The following is a 16,675-nucleotide window of genomic DNA, read 5'->3' on the forward strand; positions in this document are numbered from 1 at the left end:
TCCGAAGGAGCCAGTCATGAGCGAGAACGTCAAGATCAACCGGGGCCTCAAGGGCGTCTATTTCGAACGCTGCGGCGTCAGCGACATCGACGGCGCCAGGGGCGAGCTGAGCTATCGCGGCTATTCGATCCACGACCTGGCGACCAGATCGAGTTTCGAAGAGGTCTGCTATCTGCTGATCTTCGGGGAATTGCCGACGACGGAAGAACTGGCCGCATTCGACGCCAGGCTGAAGGCCGCGCGCGTGCTGCCCGATGCGGTCTATGACATCATCGCGGCGTGCGGGGCGGGGCATCCGATGGACGTGCTGCGCACCGCCGTGTCGGCGCTGGCCGCGCTGGAGCCCGCCGCGCGCGAGGTGGGCGAAGAGGCGTTTATCGAGAACGGCATCCGCCTGACCAGCCAGGTGCCGATGATCATTGCCGCCCATGAGGCGATCCGCAACGGGCGCGACCCGGTTGCCGCTGACGACAGCCTCGGCCATGCCGCCAACTGGCTGTGGATGCTGAAAGGCAAAAAGCCGTCAGAGGATGCCGCCCGGCTGGCCGATGTGGATTTCATCCTGCATGCCGAACATGGCGCCAACGCCTCCAGCTTCGCCGCCCGGGTGACCATCGGCACCGAGACCAACCTGCACGGCGGCATTGTCACCGCGCTGTCCACTCTCGCCGGCCCGGCCCATGGCGGCGCGGCCGAGGACGTAATGAAGATGGTGCATGAGATCGGCAAGCCGGAAAATGCGGCGGCCTACGTCAAGGCCAAGCGCGCGGCGAAAGAGGCCGTCACCGGCTTTGGCCACCGGGTCTATCGCAAGGAGGATCCGCGGGCGCGGCACATGCGGGAAGGCGTGCGCAAACTGGGCGAGGAGATGGGCGCGCCGGAGTGGTACGAGATCCTGCAGGCGGTGGTCGAGGCGATGAAACCCTATGCCCGCCACGGGCTGAACGTGAACGTCGATTTCTATTCCGGCGTGATCTACCAGCTGCACGGCATCCCGATGGACCTCTATGTGCCGATCTTCGCCATCGGGCGGATGCCCGGCTGGGTCATCCAGTGCATCGAACAGCAGCGCGGCAACATCCTGATCCGCCCGCTCACCCTCTATAACGGGCCGGAGCCGCGCGCCTATCTGCCCATCGCGGCACGGTGACGCCGGTCCGGAAACTGGCCAATCTCAAGGACAGGGTTTCGCGTTTCCGCAGCAATTCGGAAAATCGTCGCAAGGCCCGGCAATCTGCTCTAGCGTTCCGGGAAAACGGGGAAGACGAGACATGAGCCACCGCCAGCCGGATCTGGAGCTTTCGCCGAAGGTCTCGGACGAGGTCCGCAAGACCACCTGCTACATGTGCGCCTGCCGCTGTGGCATCAACGTGCATATGAAGGCCGGCCCGGACGGAAAAGAACAGGTCGCCTATATCGAGGGCAACCGCGATCATCCGGTGAACAAGGGGGTACTCTGCGCCAAAGGTTCGGCCGGGATCATGCAGGTCAACTCGCCGTCACGCCTGCGCGCACCGCTCAAACGGGTGGGGCCGCGCGGATCGGGCGCGTTCGAGGAAATCAGCTGGGAGGAGGCGCTGGAGATCGCCACCGGCTGGCTGAAACCGCTGCGCGACGAGGCGCCGGAAAAGCTGGCCTTCTTCACCGGGCGGGATCAATCGCAAAGCTTCACCGGCTGGTGGGCGCAACAGTACGGCACCCCCAACTATGCCGCCCACGGCGGCTTCTGCTCGGTCAACATGGCCACCGCCGGCATCTACACCATGGGCGGCGCGTTCTGGGAATTCGGCCAGCCGGACTGGGATCATACCAAGCTTTTCATCCTGTTCGGCGTGGCCGAGGACCATGACAGCAACCCGATCAAGATGGGGATCGGCAGGATCAAGGCGCGCGGCGCGCGGGTGATCGGGGTGAACCCGGTGCGCACCGGCTACAACGCGGTGGCCGACGACTGGGTGGGGATCACGCCGGGCACCGATGGCCTCCTGATCCTGTCGCTGATCCATGTGCTGATGAAGTCGGGCAAGATCGACCTTGATTACCTCGCCCGCTATACCAACGCGCCCTGCCTGGTGGCGCAGGCGCCGGGCACGGATCAGGACGGGCTGCTGCTGCGCGACGGGGACGGCAAACCGTTGGTGATCGACCGGGCGAGCGGCACGCTGACCCCTTTCGACCAGCCGGGTGCGCGGCCCGATCTCTCGGCCACGCATGAACAGGACGGCGTGACCTATCGCCCGGTGCTGCACCTGATGGCGGAGCGATACCTGTCGGACGAGTACGCCCCCGAGGTGGTGGCGGAACGCTGCGGCATCCCGGCGCAGAAAATCCGCGCGGTGGCCGCCGAGATCGCCCGCGTCGCCTTTGACGAGGCCATCGAGCTGGACCGCGAATGGACCGATTTCCGCGGCGAGAAACACGCCAGGATGATCGGGCGGCCGGTCAGTTTCCATGCCATGCGCGGGATTTCAGCCCATGCCAACGGGTTTCAGACGGCCCGCGCGCTGCATGTGTTGCAGATCCTGCTGGGCACGGTCGAGGTGCCCGGCGGCTTTCGCTTCAAACCGCCCTATCCGAAGCCCTCGGAGATCCACCCCAAGCCGCATTGCAAGGCGACCCCCGGCGCGCCGCTCGACGGGCCGCACCTGGGCTTTGTCCAAGGCCCGGAGGATCTGGCGCTAAAGCCGGACGGCAGCCCCGCGCGGATCGACAAGGCCTTTACCTGGGACAACCCGATGAGCGCCCATGGCCTCATGCATATGGTGATCTCCAATGCGCATGCGGGCGATCCCTACAAGATCGACACGCTGTTCATGTACATGGCGAACATGGCGTGGAACTCCTCCATGAACACCAAGGGTGTGATGGAGATGCTGACTGACACCGACGAGAGCGGCGAGTATGTGATCCCGCGCATCATCTATTCGGATGCCTATAGTTCCGAGATGGTGGCCTATGCCGATCTGGTGCTGCCCGACACCACCTATCTGGAGCGGCACGACTGCATTTCCCTGCTCGACCGGCCGATCTGCGAGGCGGATGCGGCGGCGGATGCGATCCGCTGGCCGGTGGTGGAGCCGGATCGCGACGTGCGCGGGTTTCAGTCGGTGCTGATCGACCTCGGCGTGCGGCTGGGCCTGCCGGGCTTGGTCGACGCGGACGGCAAGGCGATCTACGCCGATTACGCCGATTACATCGTCAACCACCAGCGCAAGCCGGGGATCGGCCCGCTGGCCGGTTGGCGCGGTGACGGAACAGGGGCCGGGCGAGGCGTACCGAACCCGGGGCAGCTCGATCGCTATATCGAGAACGGCGGGTTCTTCGTCAGCCATATCCCCGAGGAGGCTGCCTATTACAAACCCTGGAACGCGGCCTATCAGGACTGGGCGGTGGGGATGGGCCTTTATGACAGCCCGCAGCCCTATCTGTTCCAGCTTTACGTCGAACCGCTGCGCCGGTTCCAATTGGCCGCCGAGGGGCATGGCGAGCGGCAACCGCCGGAGCACCTGCGCGCGCGGATCAAGGCCACGATGGACCCGCTGCCGATCTGGTACGAGACCGACCAACAGGGCAACGAGGGCTATACCGTCAACGCGCTGACCCAGCGGCCGATGGCGATGTATCATAGCTGGGGCAGCCAAAACGCCTGGCTGCGGCAATTGCACGGGCACAACCCGCTTTATGTCCCGACGAAATTGATGCGGGACCACGGGCTGCGCGACGGCGACTGGGTGCGGGTTTCCTCGCCGCATGGGCAAATCACCGTTCCGGTGATGGAGATGGCGGCGCTGAACGACAACACCGTCTGGACCTGGAACGCCATCGGCAAACGCAAGGGCGCCTGGGCCCTGGAGCCGGACGCGTCGGAGGCGACCAGGGGCTTCCTGCTCAACCATCTGATCCATGAGTTGCTGCCGCCCCGGGGCGACGGGCTGCGCTGGGCCAATTCCGATCCGATCACCGGCCAGGCGGCCTGGTTCGACCTGAAGGTGAAGATCGAGAAAGTGGCGCCGCCGGCGGAAAGCCAGCCAGCATTTGCGCCGATTGCATCGCCGGTGCGCACCGGGCCGGATGTCCTGAAATGGAAGGTTGGAAAATGACTGCCATCCTCCTCTCACCGGAAATATCCCGGGGTCCGGGGCAGCGCCCCGGTCCCGTCGACGCACCCAGCGCCAAGGGCTGACCGAATGACCCAACTTCCCACCGAAACCGACCGCAAGATGGGTCTGGTGATCGATCTGGACACCTGCGTCGGCTGCCATGCCTGCGTGATCTCCTGCAAGGGCTGGAACACCGAGAATTATGGCGCTCCGCTCAGCGATCAGTCGCCCTATGGCGCCGATCCGTCGGGCACCTTCCTCAACCGTGTGCACTCCTATGAGGTGCAGCCGGAGGACGGGCTGGCACAACTGGTGCATTTCCCCAAATCCTGCCTGCATTGCGAGGATGCGCCCTGCGTCACCGTCTGCCCCACCGGCGCCAGCTACAAGCGGGTGGAGGACGGTATCGTGCTGGTCAACGAAAGCGATTGCATCGGCTGCGGCCTCTGCGCCTGGGCCTGCCCCTATGGCGCGCGGGAGCTCGATGCGGCAGAGGGGGTGATGAAGAAATGCACGCTTTGCGTCGACCGGATCTATAACAACAATCTGCCGGAGGAGGACCGGGTGCCCGCCTGCGTGCGCACCTGCCCGGCCGGCGCGCGGCATTTCGGCGATCTGGGCGATCCGGACAGCGATGTGAGCCGGCTGGTGGATGCGCGCGGCGGCTTCGACCTGATGCCGGAACAGGGCACGAAGCCGGTCAACAAGTACCTGCCGCCGCGTCCCAAGGACCGGCTGGAGCAGGCGGGCGCCGCGCCGCTCGCCCCGGTGACGGAGGAACCCGGCGGCTTCCTCGGCTGGCTCGATCGGGCGCTGGACCGCCTTCCGGGCGGGAGGCACTGATATGCATCCCGCGCGCTCGGTCATCCTGTTCACCACGCTCTCCGGCCTTGGCTTCGGCCTGCTGATCTGGCTGGGCTTCGGCCTGCCTGCCGTCACCGGCTGGGTGGCTTTCGTCTTTTTCGTCCTCGCCTACCTGCTGGCGGTGGGCGGGCTGATCGCCTCTGCCTTCCACCTCGGCCACCCTGAACGCGGGCTCAAGGCGTTCACTCAGTGGCGTACAAGCTGGCTGAGCCGCGAGGGCTGGGCCTCGGTCACCACATTGATCGTCATGGCCATCTATGGCGCCGGTCTGGTGTTCCTGGACAGTCGCTGGAGCCTTCTTGGCTGGCTCGGCAGCACGCTCAGCCTTGGCACCGTCCTGACCACCTCGATGATCTACACCCAGCTCAGATCGGTGCCGCGCTGGCATTCGCGGCTGACACCGGCACTGTTCCTTGTCCTGTCGCTGGCCGGCGGCGCGCTGCTGGCCGGACAGACCCGCTGGGCCGTACCTTTGCTGATCTTCGCCGGCATCATCCAGATCGCCCACTGGATCCGCGGCGACGCGGCGCTGGCACGATCCGGTACGACGATGACCAGCGCCACCGGGCTCAGGGGCGGCGCGGTGCGCGCTTTCGAGCCGCCGCACACCGGCCCCAACTACCTGCTGCGCGAAATGGTCTACGTTGTCGGGCGCAAGCACGCGGCCAGGCTGCGGGTGATCGCGCTGCTGCTGATGGTTGCCGTGCCGGTGATCTGCCTGATCCTGCCGTTCTCGCACCTGCTGGCGGCGCTGGCGGTACTGAGCCATCTGGCCGGCGTCATGGTCTCGCGCTGGCTGTTCTTTGCCGAGGCCGAGCATGTGGTGGGGCTGTACTACGGCCAGCGTTGAGGCGCTGTCGGCGGGAGACGGAGGCGGCGCCCCCGGGATATTTCCGGCCGGAAAAAGACCGGAAGGGCGGCGCCCCGGAGGACGCCGCCAAACACGATATCAGAGAAGCCCGGCGTGTTTCATCGCCGCGTCGATCACCGCTTTGGTGCTGTCCTCCAGCCCGGTCAGCGGCGAGCGGACCTCTTCGCCGCACAGCCCCAGTTTCGACAGCGCGTATTTGGCGCCGACCAGCCCCGGCTCGATAAAGATCGCCTCGTGCAACGGCATCAGCCTGTCCTGATACTCCAGCGCCAGTGCATAGTCGCCGGCCAGCGTCGCCGCCTGGAATTCGGCGCAAAGCTTCGGCGCCACGTTGGCGGTGACCGAGATGCAGCCGACACCGCCATGGGCGTTGAAGCCCAACGCGGTGGCATCCTCGCCCGAGAGCTGGATGAACTCCGGCCCGCAGCTCATGCGCTGCTGGCTGACCCGCTCCAGCTTGCCGGTGGCGTCCTTGACGCCGACGATGCGCGGCAGTTTCGCGAGCTGGCCCATGGTGGCGGGCGTCATGTCGACCACCGAGCGGCCGGGGATATTGTAGATGATGATCGGGATATCGGCGCAATCGTGCAGCGCGGTGAAGTGGGCGATCATGCCGCGCTGGGTCGGCTTGTTGTAATAGGGGGTCACGACCAGCGCCGCATCGGCGCCGATGCGGGCGGCGAATTCGACAAAGCGAATCGCCTCGACGGTGTTGTTCGACCCGGCGCCGGCGATCACCGGCACGCGCCCGGCGGCGGCCCTGACCACCTCGGCGATCACGGTTTCGTGCTCTTCATGGGACAGCGTTGGACTCTCGCCCGTGGTGCCCACGGGCACGATCCCGGTAGAGCCTTCGCCGATCTGCCATTCCACAAGACGTTTGAGCGTATCCAGGTCCAGCTCGCCGTTTCGGAACGGGGTGACGAGGGCCGGCATTGAGCCTTTGAACATGGAAACACTCCCTTATACTGCGTCCTGCGCGGGCGGCGCGGTGCCGAACCGGGGCGCCATCCGCGATTGTGTGTTGATCCGGGCAGGCCACGGATTATCGTCAATGGCTCTAGCCATGGTTAGGTGAGAAATGCAAGGGATGACGCGTATTCGGGCCCTCGTGCCGAACTGGCCTGTATTGAATCTGCTGCTGTGCCTGCTGCTGAGCCTGCCGCTGCGGGCCGGTGCCGGATCGACCGAGGATCTCGCCAGCGGGCTCGCGGCGATGCGAGACGGCGACTGGGAGCGCGCGCTGAGCGTCTCGGGAACGCGCGGATCGGTGTCGCGCGACGTGATCGTCTGGCACTGGCTGCGCGCCGGCAAGGGGACGGCGGGCGACGTGACGGTGTTTCTGGGTCGCCGACCGGACTGGCCCGGGCTGGACTGGCTGCGCCGCAAGAGCGAACCGGTCTTTACCAGTGAGGTGCCTGACCGGGTTCTGAAATTCTTCTCCGAACAGCCGCCACAGACCGCCGAGGGCGCGCTGATCCATGCCGCTGCGCTGGAGAAAAAGGGTCTGGGCGGCGATGCGCGGGCGGGGCTGGTGCTGGCCTGGCGCACCATGCCGATGGGCAAGGGGCTGATGGATCTCTTCCTGTCGCGCCACGGCGCGCTGCTGCGTCCGCATCACGCCGCCCGGCTGGACCGGATGATCTGGGACGGGCATCTGACCAGCGCGCGGGCGATGCTGCCGCTGGTGGGCGACAGCGACAGGGCACTGGCCGAGGCGCGGATCGCACTGCTGGATCTGGCGCCGGGGGTGGACGGGTTGATCGCGCGGGTGCCGGCCGCGCTCTCGGAGGATCCCGGCTTGGCCCATGCGCGCTTTGTCTGGCGCCACCGCAAAGGGCGTAACGGCGACGCAATCGACCTTATGCTGGCCCATAGCGGCAGCGCCGCCGATCTGGGCGAGCCGGAGCACTGGGCCACCCGCCGCCGGTCGCTGGCGCGAGACACGATGCGCGACGGCGATGCCGCGCTGGCCTATCGCATCGCGGCCAGCCACCAGCTGACCCCCGAGGCCGGGTATGACTATGCCGACCTGGAATGGATCGCGGGTTATGTCGCGTTGAGCAAACTGGGCGATCCGGCCGCCGCATTGCGCCACTTCCAAACCTTCGACGCCGCGGTGGAAACGCCGATCTCCAAGGCGCGGGCAGGCTATTGGCTGGGCCGCGCGCAGGAGGCACTGGGCAATGCCGACGCCGCCCACGCGGCCTATGCGATGGCGGCAGAGTATCAGACCGCGTTCTATGGCCTGCTGGCCGCCGAGCGGATCGGCCGCCCGTTCGACCCCGAGCTTGCCACTCCGCCGCCGCCGCCGCCCTGGCGCACGGCGCCGTTCCTGCGCTCCAGCGTGGCCGAGGCCGGGCTCATGCTGCTCAACGCGGACGAGCCGGTCCTGGCCGAACGGTTCCTCACCCATCTGGTCGAGTCGCTCGACGAGCAGCAGGCGCTGCAGATGGGCGCGATGGCGGTCGAAATGGGCCGCCCGCACCTTGCGGTGATGATCGCCAAGCGCGCGGCGCGGCGGGGCCAGGTGCTGAACGGGGCCTATTACCCGCTGCATCCGGTGGCCGATCTGGAATTGCCGATGGCCAAGGAAATGACGCTCGCCATCGCCCGGCGCGAGAGCGAGTTCGATCACCGCGTGGTCAGCGGCGCCGGTGCGCGCGGTCTGATGCAGGTGATGCCCTCGACCGCGCGGCTGGTCGCGGGACAGCTGGGCATCCTCGGCGGGCACAGCACCGACCGGCTACTCTCCGATCCGGACTACAACGCCAAGCTGGGCGCGAATTATCTCGCCGGGCTGGCGGGCGAATTCGATGGCAACGTGGTGATGATGGCGGCCGGCTATAACGCCGGGCCACGGCGGCCGCAGCAGTGGTTGCAGCGTTACGGCGACCCGCGCGGCGGCGCGGTGGACATCGTCGACTGGATCGAACACATCCCGTTCAACGAGACCCGCAACTATGTCATGCGGGTGACCGAGAGCCTGCCGATCTACCGCGCACGGCTGGGCAAACCGCCACTGCCGATTCCGTTCTCGCGGGAGCTGGCCGGCTCAACCCTGCGCGCGTTCGCGCCATAGGGTGAAAAGGCCGGCGGCGACGATCAGCGTCGCCCCGATGATCACGTTGTCGCGCAGCACCTCGCCAAAGATCGCCATACCCAGGATCGACGCCCAGATCAGGTGGAAATAGGCAAAGGGCTGCACCGCGCCGGCCTCGGCCACCTCGTAGCACTTGATCAGCAGCCAGTGGCCCGAGGCGCCGGTGACGCAGAGCACCGCCATCCAGGCCCAGTCAGGGCCGGTCATCGGCTCCCAGAACCAGATGCCGATGGCGGTCATCATCACCGCGCCCGCGGTGCCGGTATAGAAAAAGCTGGTCTCGGTCCGGTCGCGCCGCGCCACATAGCGGGTCAGCAGCCCGTAAAGCGCGAACATCAGCGCCGAGATCAACGGGATCACGGCAGCGGGGTCGAACACGCCCATGCCCGGTTGCAGAATGATCAGCACGCCGATCAGACCGACGCCGATCGCCGCCCAGCGCCGCCAGCCGACGCTCTCGCCCAGCACCGGGCCGGAGAGGGCGGCGACCAACAGCGGATAGCAGATGAACACCGCCTGGCTCTGGATCAGACCCAGCAGGGTGAACCCGTAGATCGCCACGCAAACCTCGCCCGCCAGCAGCAGCCCGCGAAAGATCTGCAACAGCCGCTGCTCGGTCCTGGCCGCCCGGCGCAACCCGCCCGGCGCGCGCGCGGCCAGGGCGATCACGAAGGCCGAGAAGAACCAGTAGCGGATCATCACCACCATCCAGGTGTTGTAAGTCCCCGCCAGGTGACGCGAGATGCCGTCCTGCAGGGCGAAGACGATGGTCGCCGCGACCATCAGGACGATGCCCAGCGGTACGGAGTTGCGTTGCGGCTCGGTCATTGCGGCATCCTTGCGCATGTCATGTGGCGTTTGCGCCCGTAACCGGGGATGCGCTCGACGGCAAAGCCCGCCGCAGCCAGTCCCCGGCGCACGAAGCCGGCCGCGGTATAGGTGGCCGCCATGCCGCCGGGGGCGCTATGGCGGGCGACCTGCGCCAACAGCTCATCGCCCCAAAGCTCGGGATTCTTGGCCGGCGCGAACCCGTCGAGGAACCAGGCGTCGGCCTGGCCCTGCCAGCCCGGCAGTGTCTCGCGCGCGTCGCCCGCGATCATCTCGAACCGCAGCGTGCCGAGGTCGCAGGCGCCGGTCCCGGTCCAGACCACCAGGAACCGCGCCGCCCAGGGGGCGAGCTCGGGAAACGCCGCGAGCGCGCGGGCCATGTCGGCGGGCGCCATCGGATAGGCCTCGAAGGTGGTAAAGCGCAGCGGCCCTTCCTGCCCGCTCTCTTCCCATGCCGCCCAGGCGGCGAGCAGGTTCAGCCCGGTGCCGAACCCCAGCTCGGCGATGTGAAACCCGGGGCGAAACCGCGCCGGCAGGTCATTGCCCGCCAGAAACACGTGCCGGGTCTCCTCGAGCCCGTTCTGGAGCGAGAAATAGGGATCGTCGAACCGGGACGAGACCGGGACCCCCTCTTCGCGCCAGGTGAGTTCCGCCCGCTGGTCGGCCATCGTCGTTTTCCGTACAAGGTGGTGAGCGGCGCGACATTGGAGAAAGGCGGCGGGAATGGCAATGGCGGATGTGACGGTACGCGGGGCGGGGATTTTCGGCCTCTCGATAGCCTGGGTTTGCGCCCGGCGCGGCGCCCGGGTGCAGCTGATCGACCCCCATGGTCCCGGCGCCGGCGCCAGTGGCGGGCTGGTCGGCGCGCTGGCCCCGCATGTGCCGGAAAACTGGAATGCCAAGAAGGCGTTCCAGTTCGACAGCCTCATCATGGCCGAAGGGTTCTGGGCGGATGTGGAGCAGACCGGCGGCGTCTCACCGGGCTATGGCCGTACCGGGAGGCTGCAACCGATCACCGACGATCGCGCGCTTGAACTGGCCCGCGCCCGCGAGGCGACGGCGGCGGATCTCTGGCAGGGCAAGGCGCGCTGGCAGGTGCGGCCGGCGGCAGAGCTTGGCCCGTGGGTTCCGCCCAGCGCCACCGGGCATGTCATCCACGATACGCTCAGCGCCCGGATGCACCCGCGTCGCGCCTGCGCCGCGCTGGCCGCCGCGCTGCGCGCGCTGGGGGTGGAGATCGCCGCCGAGGGCCCGGATCGCGGCGTTGTGGTCCACGCCACCGGCGTGGCCGGGCTGGAGGAGCTCAACGCACATTTCGGCAAGGTGGTGGGCGGCGCCGTCAAGGGACAGGGCGCGCTGCTGCGCTTCGATGCCGGGCCGGAGGCGCCGCAGATCTTTGCCGATGCGGTGCATATCGTGCCGCACGCCGACGGCACGCTCGCCATCGGATCGACCAGCGAACGGGACTTCGATGACCCCAAGGCCACCGATGCGCAGCTCGACGCGGTGATCGAACGCGCCGTGAACGCCATGCCGGTCCTGCATGGTGCGGCGGTGATCGAGCGTTGGGCAGGGCTGCGGCCGCGGGCGAAATCGCGGGCGCCGATGCTGGGCGCCCATCCCCTTTATCCGGGCCAGTTCATCGCCAATGGCGGCTTCAAGATCGGCTTTGGCATGGCCCCCAGGGTCGCCGGGGTGATGGCCGATCTGGTGCTGGAAGGACGCGATGCGATCCCGGAGGGGTTCCACCCCGAGGCCTCGCTCTGACAGGAGGATGACAATGCCCCCCACCGTAGCCGCGCTTGACCATCTGGTGCTGACCGTCGCCGACATCGACGCCACCCTGCGGTTCTACACGCAGGTGATGGGGATGCGGGCCGAAACCTTCCGCCCCGCCGACGGCTCCAGTCGCCACGCGCTGAGCTTCGGCGCGCAAAAGATCAACCTGCACCCGGCGACGGCCCCCTTCGATCCCAAGGCGGCGCATCCCGGCCCCGGCACCGCCGATCTGTGTTTTCTGACCGGCACCCCGCTGGCCGACTGGCAGGCGCATCTTGCCGCCTGCGGCGTCGCGGTCGAGGAAGGCCCGGTGCCCCGCACCGGCGCCACCGGGCCGATCCTGTCGCTCTATATCCGCGATCCGGACGGCAACCTGATCGAGATCAGCACCCGGGCGGACAGGATCTGAGGGCGCGCGGGCTCAGCGCCCGATTTCGGCGCGCAGCTTGTTCATCAGCGCCTGAAGCGTCCTGGTGTACTGTTCGCTGATCAGCCGGCCGTCGGCGTCGAACTGGTTGCGGCAATCCGCCAGATGCAACTCAGGCTCCGACAGCAGACGCGGCTGGAACGGCACCATGAAGCCGCGCAGAACCATCTGCGCCCGCTCGCCCCCCGCGCGGCCCGCCGCCGCCGACATCACCGCCACCGGCTTGTCGGCCCAGGGTTTGCCCTCGGTGCGGCTGACCCAGTCGAGCGCGTTCTTGAGCACGCCCGAGGGCCCCTTGTTGTACTCCGGGGTCGAGATCACCACCGCGTCGGCCTGCGCGATCTGCTCGGCCAGCCGCTGCACCGGGGCGGGGATGCCCTCGGCCTCCTCGACGTCCCCGTGATAGAGTGGCAGGTCCAGATCCGCCTCGGTAAACGTGGCGGCCCCGAACAGGCGGGCCGCCTCGCGGATCAGCTTGCGGTTGGCGGACGCCCGGCGCAGCGCGCCGGACAGGCCCAGAAGGGCGGGATCGGACATATCGGGTCACCTCCGGTTGTGGGTCATGTCCTGACATAGGACAGCCCGACGGCGGGGACCACCCGACGCCCTACCCGGAGGGGATCATCACGATTTCGACCCGGCGGTTCCGCGCCTTGCCCTCCTCGGTCAGGTTCGAGGCGATCGGCTCTTCCTCGCCGCGTCCGATGGTGGACAGACGGGCATAGGACACACCGTTGGCCTGAAGGATGTCGGCCACCGCGTTGGCGCGGCGCTTCGACAGACCGATGTTATAGGCGGCGTCGCCGTCGCTGTCGGTGTGGCCGACCACCCGCACCGTCATGTCCGGGTAGCGTTGCAGATGCGCGGCGACCCTGTTCAGATCGGAACGCAGAGCCGGGCGCACCTCGAAACTGTCAGTGGCGAAGGTGATGTCATTGGGCAGCGATACGATCAGCCGGTCGCCTGTATTGGTGATGGTGATGCCGTCGCTGGACAGATCGCGGCGCAGCTCGGCCTCCTGCCGGTCGAGGCTTTCGCCGATCCCTGCGCCGACGATCGCACCAAGCGTCGCGCCGCCCAGCACCGCCGTGGTCTTGTGCGGCGACCCCGAAACGGCACCGATCCCCGCGCCAAGAAGCCCGCCGATCAGCGCGCCCTGCTTGGTCTTGCGGTTCGGGTCACCCGGATCGATCCGAGCCGGATCGGTGCAGGCGCCGAGCAGAAAGACGGCGCTGATTGCGGTCGCGGTGGTAAGTTTCACAAGCTTCATCGGGTTGCCTCATGCTCTGGTTCCGCGCGCGCCGGCCAGTCCGGTTCCTGACGCGGTTTGAGTTTGAGATATTATATCGGGGCGGGGCCGCCGTCACTCAAGCAAATGACCACCGGACTCGGCGGATTGCCGCGCATCCCGTGCCCCGATCGTGCCGCGTGCAGATCAAAGGGCCGCGACCTCTTCCTCCCGGCCCTCGACCCGCGCAGATTCATAGGCCAGCAGCGCCCGTTTCACCGGCAGCCCCCAGTGATAGCCGCCGAGCCCGCCGGATTTGCGCAGGGCGCGGTGGCAAGGGATCAGCCAGCTGATCGGGTTGCGCCCCACGGCCGTGCCGACCGCGCGCACGGCCCGGGGGGATCCGATCGCCTGAGCGATTTCCGAATAGGTGGTCACATGGCCCGAGGGGATCCGCAGCAGCGCCTCCCAGACCTTGATCTGAAACGGCGCGCCGATGAGATAGAGCGGGGTCAGCTCCAGCCGGTCGCTCGCCGCGCCGAAAGCATTGAGCACCCAAGGCCGCAGCCGCATCACATCCTCGACGAACCGGGCCCCGGGCCAGCGGCCGACCAGATCCTCCATCGCGGCCTCTTCGCCGGTTTCGGCGGCAAAGCCGATGCCGCAGATGCCCTTGTCGGTGCCCATCACCAGCGCCGGTCCAAACGGGCTTTCGAACCAGCCCCAATAAATGGTCAGTCCGGCCCCGCCCCGGGCGAATTCGCCCGGGCTCATCGCCTCCCAGCGCAGGAACAGATCATGCAGGCGCCCGCCGCCCGACAGGCCGGCCGCATGGGCCGACTCCAGCGTGGTGAACCGCTCGCGCAGCAGCGCCTTGGCGTGGCCCAGCGTCAAATATTGCTGATACCGCTTGGGCGAGACGCCGACCCAAGCCGAAAACAGGCGCTGGAAATGCGCGGCACTCATATCCATTCTCGCCGCCAGATCCTCCAGCGTCAGGGTCTCGTCGCCCCGGTCGATCAGCTCGATCGCCCGGCGCATGACGTTGTAGTGATAGCTTCCCTCACGGGTTTCGACATTCATTCCGGCTCTCCCGTCCTGCCTCCTGACCATAGCGCGCCGGACCGGCGCGACGCGACCCGAAAGCTGCGCAAATGCCGCCGCCCCGCAGTGTTTGCCGCCGCCACGGCCTGCGCTTTCGCGTTGCACGGCCCGTCCCGGCACGGCATTAAGGCGCGGATGGCAAAGCAGCTCGATTATCACACGATCCGCGAGATCTTTACCCGCTTCCAGGCGCGCGAACCCGAACCAAGGGGAGAGCTGGAGCATGTCAACGCCTATACGCTGGTGGTTGCCGTGGCGCTCAGCGCGCAGGCGACCGACGCGGGCGTGAACAGGGCCACACGCGCGCTGTTCCAGATCGCCGACACCCCGCAGAAGATGCTGGATCTGGGCGAAGAACGGCTGATCGAGCATATCAAGACCATCGGCCTGTTCCGCAACAAGGCCAAGAACGTGATGAAGCTGTCGAAGATCCTCGTCGAGGAATACGACGGCATCGTCCCCAATTCCCGCGCCGCGCTGCAATCGCTGCCGGGGGTGGGGCGCAAGACCGCCAATGTGGTGCTGAATATGTGGTGGCATTACCCCGCGCAGGCGGTCGACACCCATATATTTCGGGTCGGCAACCGCAGCGGCATCTGCCCGGGCAAGGACGTGGATGCGGTCGAGCGCGCCATCGAGGACAACGTGCCGGTGGATTTCCAGCAACACGCGCATCACTGGCTGATCCTGCACGGAAGATACCATTGCAAGGCGCGCAAACCGCTGTGCGGAACCTGCCTGATCCGCGACCTGTGCCAATTCGAGGACAAGACTCTATGAAAACCTACCAGCTCGTCGGCATCGGCAATGCCGTCGTCGATGTCATCAGCCAGAACGAGGATGCCTTTCTGATCGAAAATGCGATCGAAAAGGGCATCATGCAACTGATCGAGCAGGACCGTGCCGAACAGCTTTACGGCGCGATGACCAACCGGCTTCAGACCCCGGGCGGCTCGGTCGCCAACACCATCGCCGGCGCCGGTGCGCTGGGGCTGAACACCGCCTTTATCGGACGGGTGCGCGACGACGATCTGGGCCGGTTCTATGCCGATGCGATGAACGAGGACGGGGTGGATTTCGTCAACCCGCCGGTGGCGGGCGGCGAGTTGCCGACCTCGCGCTCGATGATCTTCGTCTCGCCGGACGGCGAACGCTCGATGAACACCTATCTGGGGATTTCCTCGGATCTCAGCTCGGACGACGTGCCGTCCGAAGTTGCCGGCAAGGCCGAGCTGATGTTCCTCGAAGGCTACCTTTTCGACAAGGACAAGGGGAAAGAGGCGTTCCTGGAGGCCGCCCGCGACTGCCACACGGGCGGCGGCAAGATCGGCATCGCCATTTCCGACCCGTTCTGCGTCGACCGGCACCGCGGCGATTTCCTGTCGCTGATCGAGCACCAGATGGATTTCGTGATCGGCAACGAGGCCGAGATCCAGTCGCTGTTCCAGACCGATCACCTGGACGACGCGCTGGTGATGACCGCCGCGCTCTGCCCGCTGGTGGTCTGCACCCGCTCGGGCGACGGGGTGACGGTGATGGAGGGCACCAGCCGCATCGATATTCCGGTCGACAAGATCACGCCGGTCGATGCCACCGGCGCCGGCGATCAATTCGCCGCCGGCTTCCTCTATGGCATGGCCACCGGCCGCGATCTGGAGACCTGCGCCCGGATCGGCAACATCTGTGCCCGCGAGGTGATCAGCCATATCGGCCCGCGCCCGGAAACCAATGTCACCGAGCTTCTGCGCGAGGCCGGGCTGGTGTGATGACGCTGGAGCCCGGGTTCTACGACGTGCCTGCGGGCATGGTGGCAACGGTGGTGACCCATCTGGAGATGCGCGCCCCGGCCGCGCCGCGCCCGGTGCCGACGCCCGAGGGCGTCAGCCTGACCCGGATCGCGGCACCTGCGCCCGGCTGGTACCGCGACCTCTTCACCCGGGTGGGCGGCCAGGACTGGCTGTGGTTCTCGCGCCTCGGGCTCGATGACGCCGGGCTCTCGAGCATCCTCTGCGATCCCGGCGTTGACGTCTGGGCACTGGAAAAGGACGACCGCGCCGAGGGGCTGCTGGAGCTGGATTTCCGCGAAGAGGGCGCCTGCGAGCTGGCCTTTTTCGGAGTGACGCCGGCGCTGATCGGTTCCGGCGCCGGACGGTTCATGATGAACGCGGCAATCGAAACGGCCTGGGCGCGGCCGATCACCCGCTTTCACGTGCACACCTGTACGCTCGACAGCCCCGGCGCGCTGGGGTTCTATCGCCGCAGCGGCTTTACACCGATCCGCCAGCAGGTGGAGATCGCCCCGGACCCGCGGCTGAACGGCAACCTGCCGCGCGAGGCCGGGCCGCATATCCCAATCTTCGAAGGCTGAGCC

Annotated in this window: 16 protein-coding genes; 10 read left to right on the top strand and 6 right to left on the bottom strand. The window is 67.2% G+C overall.

Annotated features, from left to right (window positions below):
• Window positions 1-16: 16 nt before the first annotated feature.
• The 4 genes from E1832_RS16765 (at window position 17) to E1832_RS16780 (ending at window position 5,814) form a co-directional block, all read left to right on the top strand.
• On the top strand, window positions 17-1,150 hold the full coding sequence (locus E1832_RS16765; RefSeq protein ID WP_133360917.1) for a citrate/2-methylcitrate synthase: 1,134 nt from the start codon (window positions 17-19) through the stop codon (window positions 1,148-1,150).
• A 121-nt stretch (window positions 1,151-1,271) separates the two neighbouring features.
• Entirely contained in the window at window positions 1,272-4,100 is a 2,829-nt protein-coding gene (locus E1832_RS16770; protein WP_133360918.1) for a molybdopterin oxidoreductase family protein, read from the top strand.
• A gap of 87 nt (window positions 4,101-4,187) precedes the next feature.
• The gene (locus E1832_RS16775) at window positions 4,188-4,943 is read left to right on the top strand and encodes a 4Fe-4S dicluster domain-containing protein (RefSeq protein ID WP_133360919.1); all 756 of its coding nucleotides are present in this window, start codon (window positions 4,188-4,190) and stop codon (window positions 4,941-4,943) included.
• 1 nt (window position 4,944) lies between these two features.
• A complete protein-coding gene (locus tag E1832_RS16780; protein WP_133360920.1) occupies window positions 4,945-5,814 on the top strand; it encodes a dimethyl sulfoxide reductase anchor subunit family protein in 870 nt (289 codons plus the stop codon).
• 99 nt (window positions 5,815-5,913) lie between these two features.
• Here the strand turns inward: E1832_RS16780 and dapA are convergent, their stop codons facing one another.
• Window positions 5,914-6,786, bottom strand: coding sequence for a 4-hydroxy-tetrahydrodipicolinate synthase (gene dapA / locus E1832_RS16785; protein ID WP_133360921.1), 873 nt, complete (start codon window positions 6,784-6,786; stop codon window positions 5,914-5,916).
• Window positions 6,787-6,925: 139 nt separating this feature from the next.
• Here dapA and E1832_RS16790 point away from each other — a divergent pair, with 139 nt between their 5' ends.
• Window positions 6,926-8,917 (top strand): lytic transglycosylase domain-containing protein, encoded by a 1,992-nt coding sequence (locus E1832_RS16790; protein ID WP_425358983.1) that lies wholly within the window; start codon window positions 6,926-6,928, stop codon window positions 8,915-8,917.
• Here E1832_RS16790 and E1832_RS16795 read toward each other — a convergent pair.
• Together E1832_RS16795 and mnmC2 are read right to left on the bottom strand one after the other, a co-directional pair.
• On the bottom strand, window positions 8,891-9,766 hold the full coding sequence (locus E1832_RS16795) for a DMT family transporter (RefSeq protein ID WP_133360923.1): 876 nt from the start codon (window positions 9,764-9,766) through the stop codon (window positions 8,891-8,893). The two genes, E1832_RS16790 and E1832_RS16795, sit on opposite strands and share 27 nt — an antisense overlap.
• Window positions 9,763-10,434, bottom strand: a complete 672-nt coding sequence (mnmC2, locus tag E1832_RS16800; protein WP_133360924.1) for a tRNA (5-methylaminomethyl-2-thiouridine)(34)-methyltransferase MnmC2 — start codon at window positions 10,432-10,434, stop codon at window positions 9,763-9,765. The genes E1832_RS16795 and mnmC2 overlap by 4 nt, the downstream gene beginning before the upstream one ends.
• A gap of 55 nt (window positions 10,435-10,489) precedes the next feature.
• Here mnmC2 and E1832_RS16805 point away from each other — a divergent pair, with 55 nt between their 5' ends.
• Window positions 10,490-11,533: an NAD(P)/FAD-dependent oxidoreductase gene (locus tag E1832_RS16805; protein WP_133360925.1), complete on the top strand. Its 1,044-nt coding sequence runs from the start codon at window positions 10,490-10,492 to the stop codon at window positions 11,531-11,533.
• 13 nt (window positions 11,534-11,546) lie between these two features.
• Window positions 11,547-11,954 (top strand): VOC family protein, encoded by a 408-nt coding sequence (locus tag E1832_RS16810; RefSeq protein ID WP_425358984.1) that lies wholly within the window; start codon window positions 11,547-11,549, stop codon window positions 11,952-11,954.
• Window positions 11,955-11,966: 12 nt separating this feature from the next.
• Here E1832_RS16810 and E1832_RS16815 read toward each other — a convergent pair whose 3' ends face one another.
• From E1832_RS16815 to E1832_RS16825, 3 genes are all read right to left on the bottom strand, one after another.
• Window positions 11,967-12,509 (bottom strand): NADPH-dependent FMN reductase, encoded by a 543-nt coding sequence (locus E1832_RS16815; protein WP_133360927.1) that lies wholly within the window; start codon window positions 12,507-12,509, stop codon window positions 11,967-11,969.
• 70 nt (window positions 12,510-12,579) lie between these two features.
• Complete coding sequence (locus E1832_RS16820; RefSeq protein ID WP_133360928.1) at window positions 12,580-13,242, bottom strand: YiaD family glycine zipper/OmpA-like lipoprotein; 663 nt, start codon at window positions 13,240-13,242, stop codon at window positions 12,580-12,582.
• Between the two features lie 165 nt (window positions 13,243-13,407).
• Window positions 13,408-14,283, bottom strand: a complete 876-nt coding sequence (locus E1832_RS16825) for a methylated-DNA--[protein]-cysteine S-methyltransferase (RefSeq protein ID WP_133360929.1) — start codon at window positions 14,281-14,283, stop codon at window positions 13,408-13,410.
• A gap of 156 nt (window positions 14,284-14,439) precedes the next feature.
• Here E1832_RS16825 and nth point away from each other — a divergent pair, with 156 nt between their 5' ends.
• From nth to E1832_RS16840, 3 genes are read left to right on the top strand one after another with little or no spacing between them, the layout of a single operon-like run.
• Window positions 14,440-15,084 (top strand): endonuclease III, encoded by a 645-nt coding sequence (nth, locus tag E1832_RS16830; protein WP_133360930.1) that lies wholly within the window; start codon window positions 14,440-14,442, stop codon window positions 15,082-15,084.
• Entirely contained in the window at window positions 15,081-16,070 is a 990-nt protein-coding gene (locus E1832_RS16835; RefSeq protein WP_133360931.1) for an adenosine kinase, read from the top strand. The genes nth and E1832_RS16835 overlap by 4 nt, the downstream gene beginning before the upstream one ends.
• Window positions 16,070-16,672: a GNAT family N-acetyltransferase gene (locus E1832_RS16840; protein WP_133360932.1), complete on the top strand. Its 603-nt coding sequence runs from the start codon at window positions 16,070-16,072 to the stop codon at window positions 16,670-16,672. The genes E1832_RS16835 and E1832_RS16840 overlap by 1 nt, the downstream gene beginning before the upstream one ends.
• The last annotated feature ends 3 nt before the right edge of the window (window positions 16,673-16,675 follow it).

The sequence above is a fragment of the Antarcticimicrobium luteum genome (assembly GCF_004358185.1).
GTDB lineage: Bacteria > Pseudomonadota > Alphaproteobacteria > Rhodobacterales > Rhodobacteraceae > Antarcticimicrobium > Antarcticimicrobium luteum.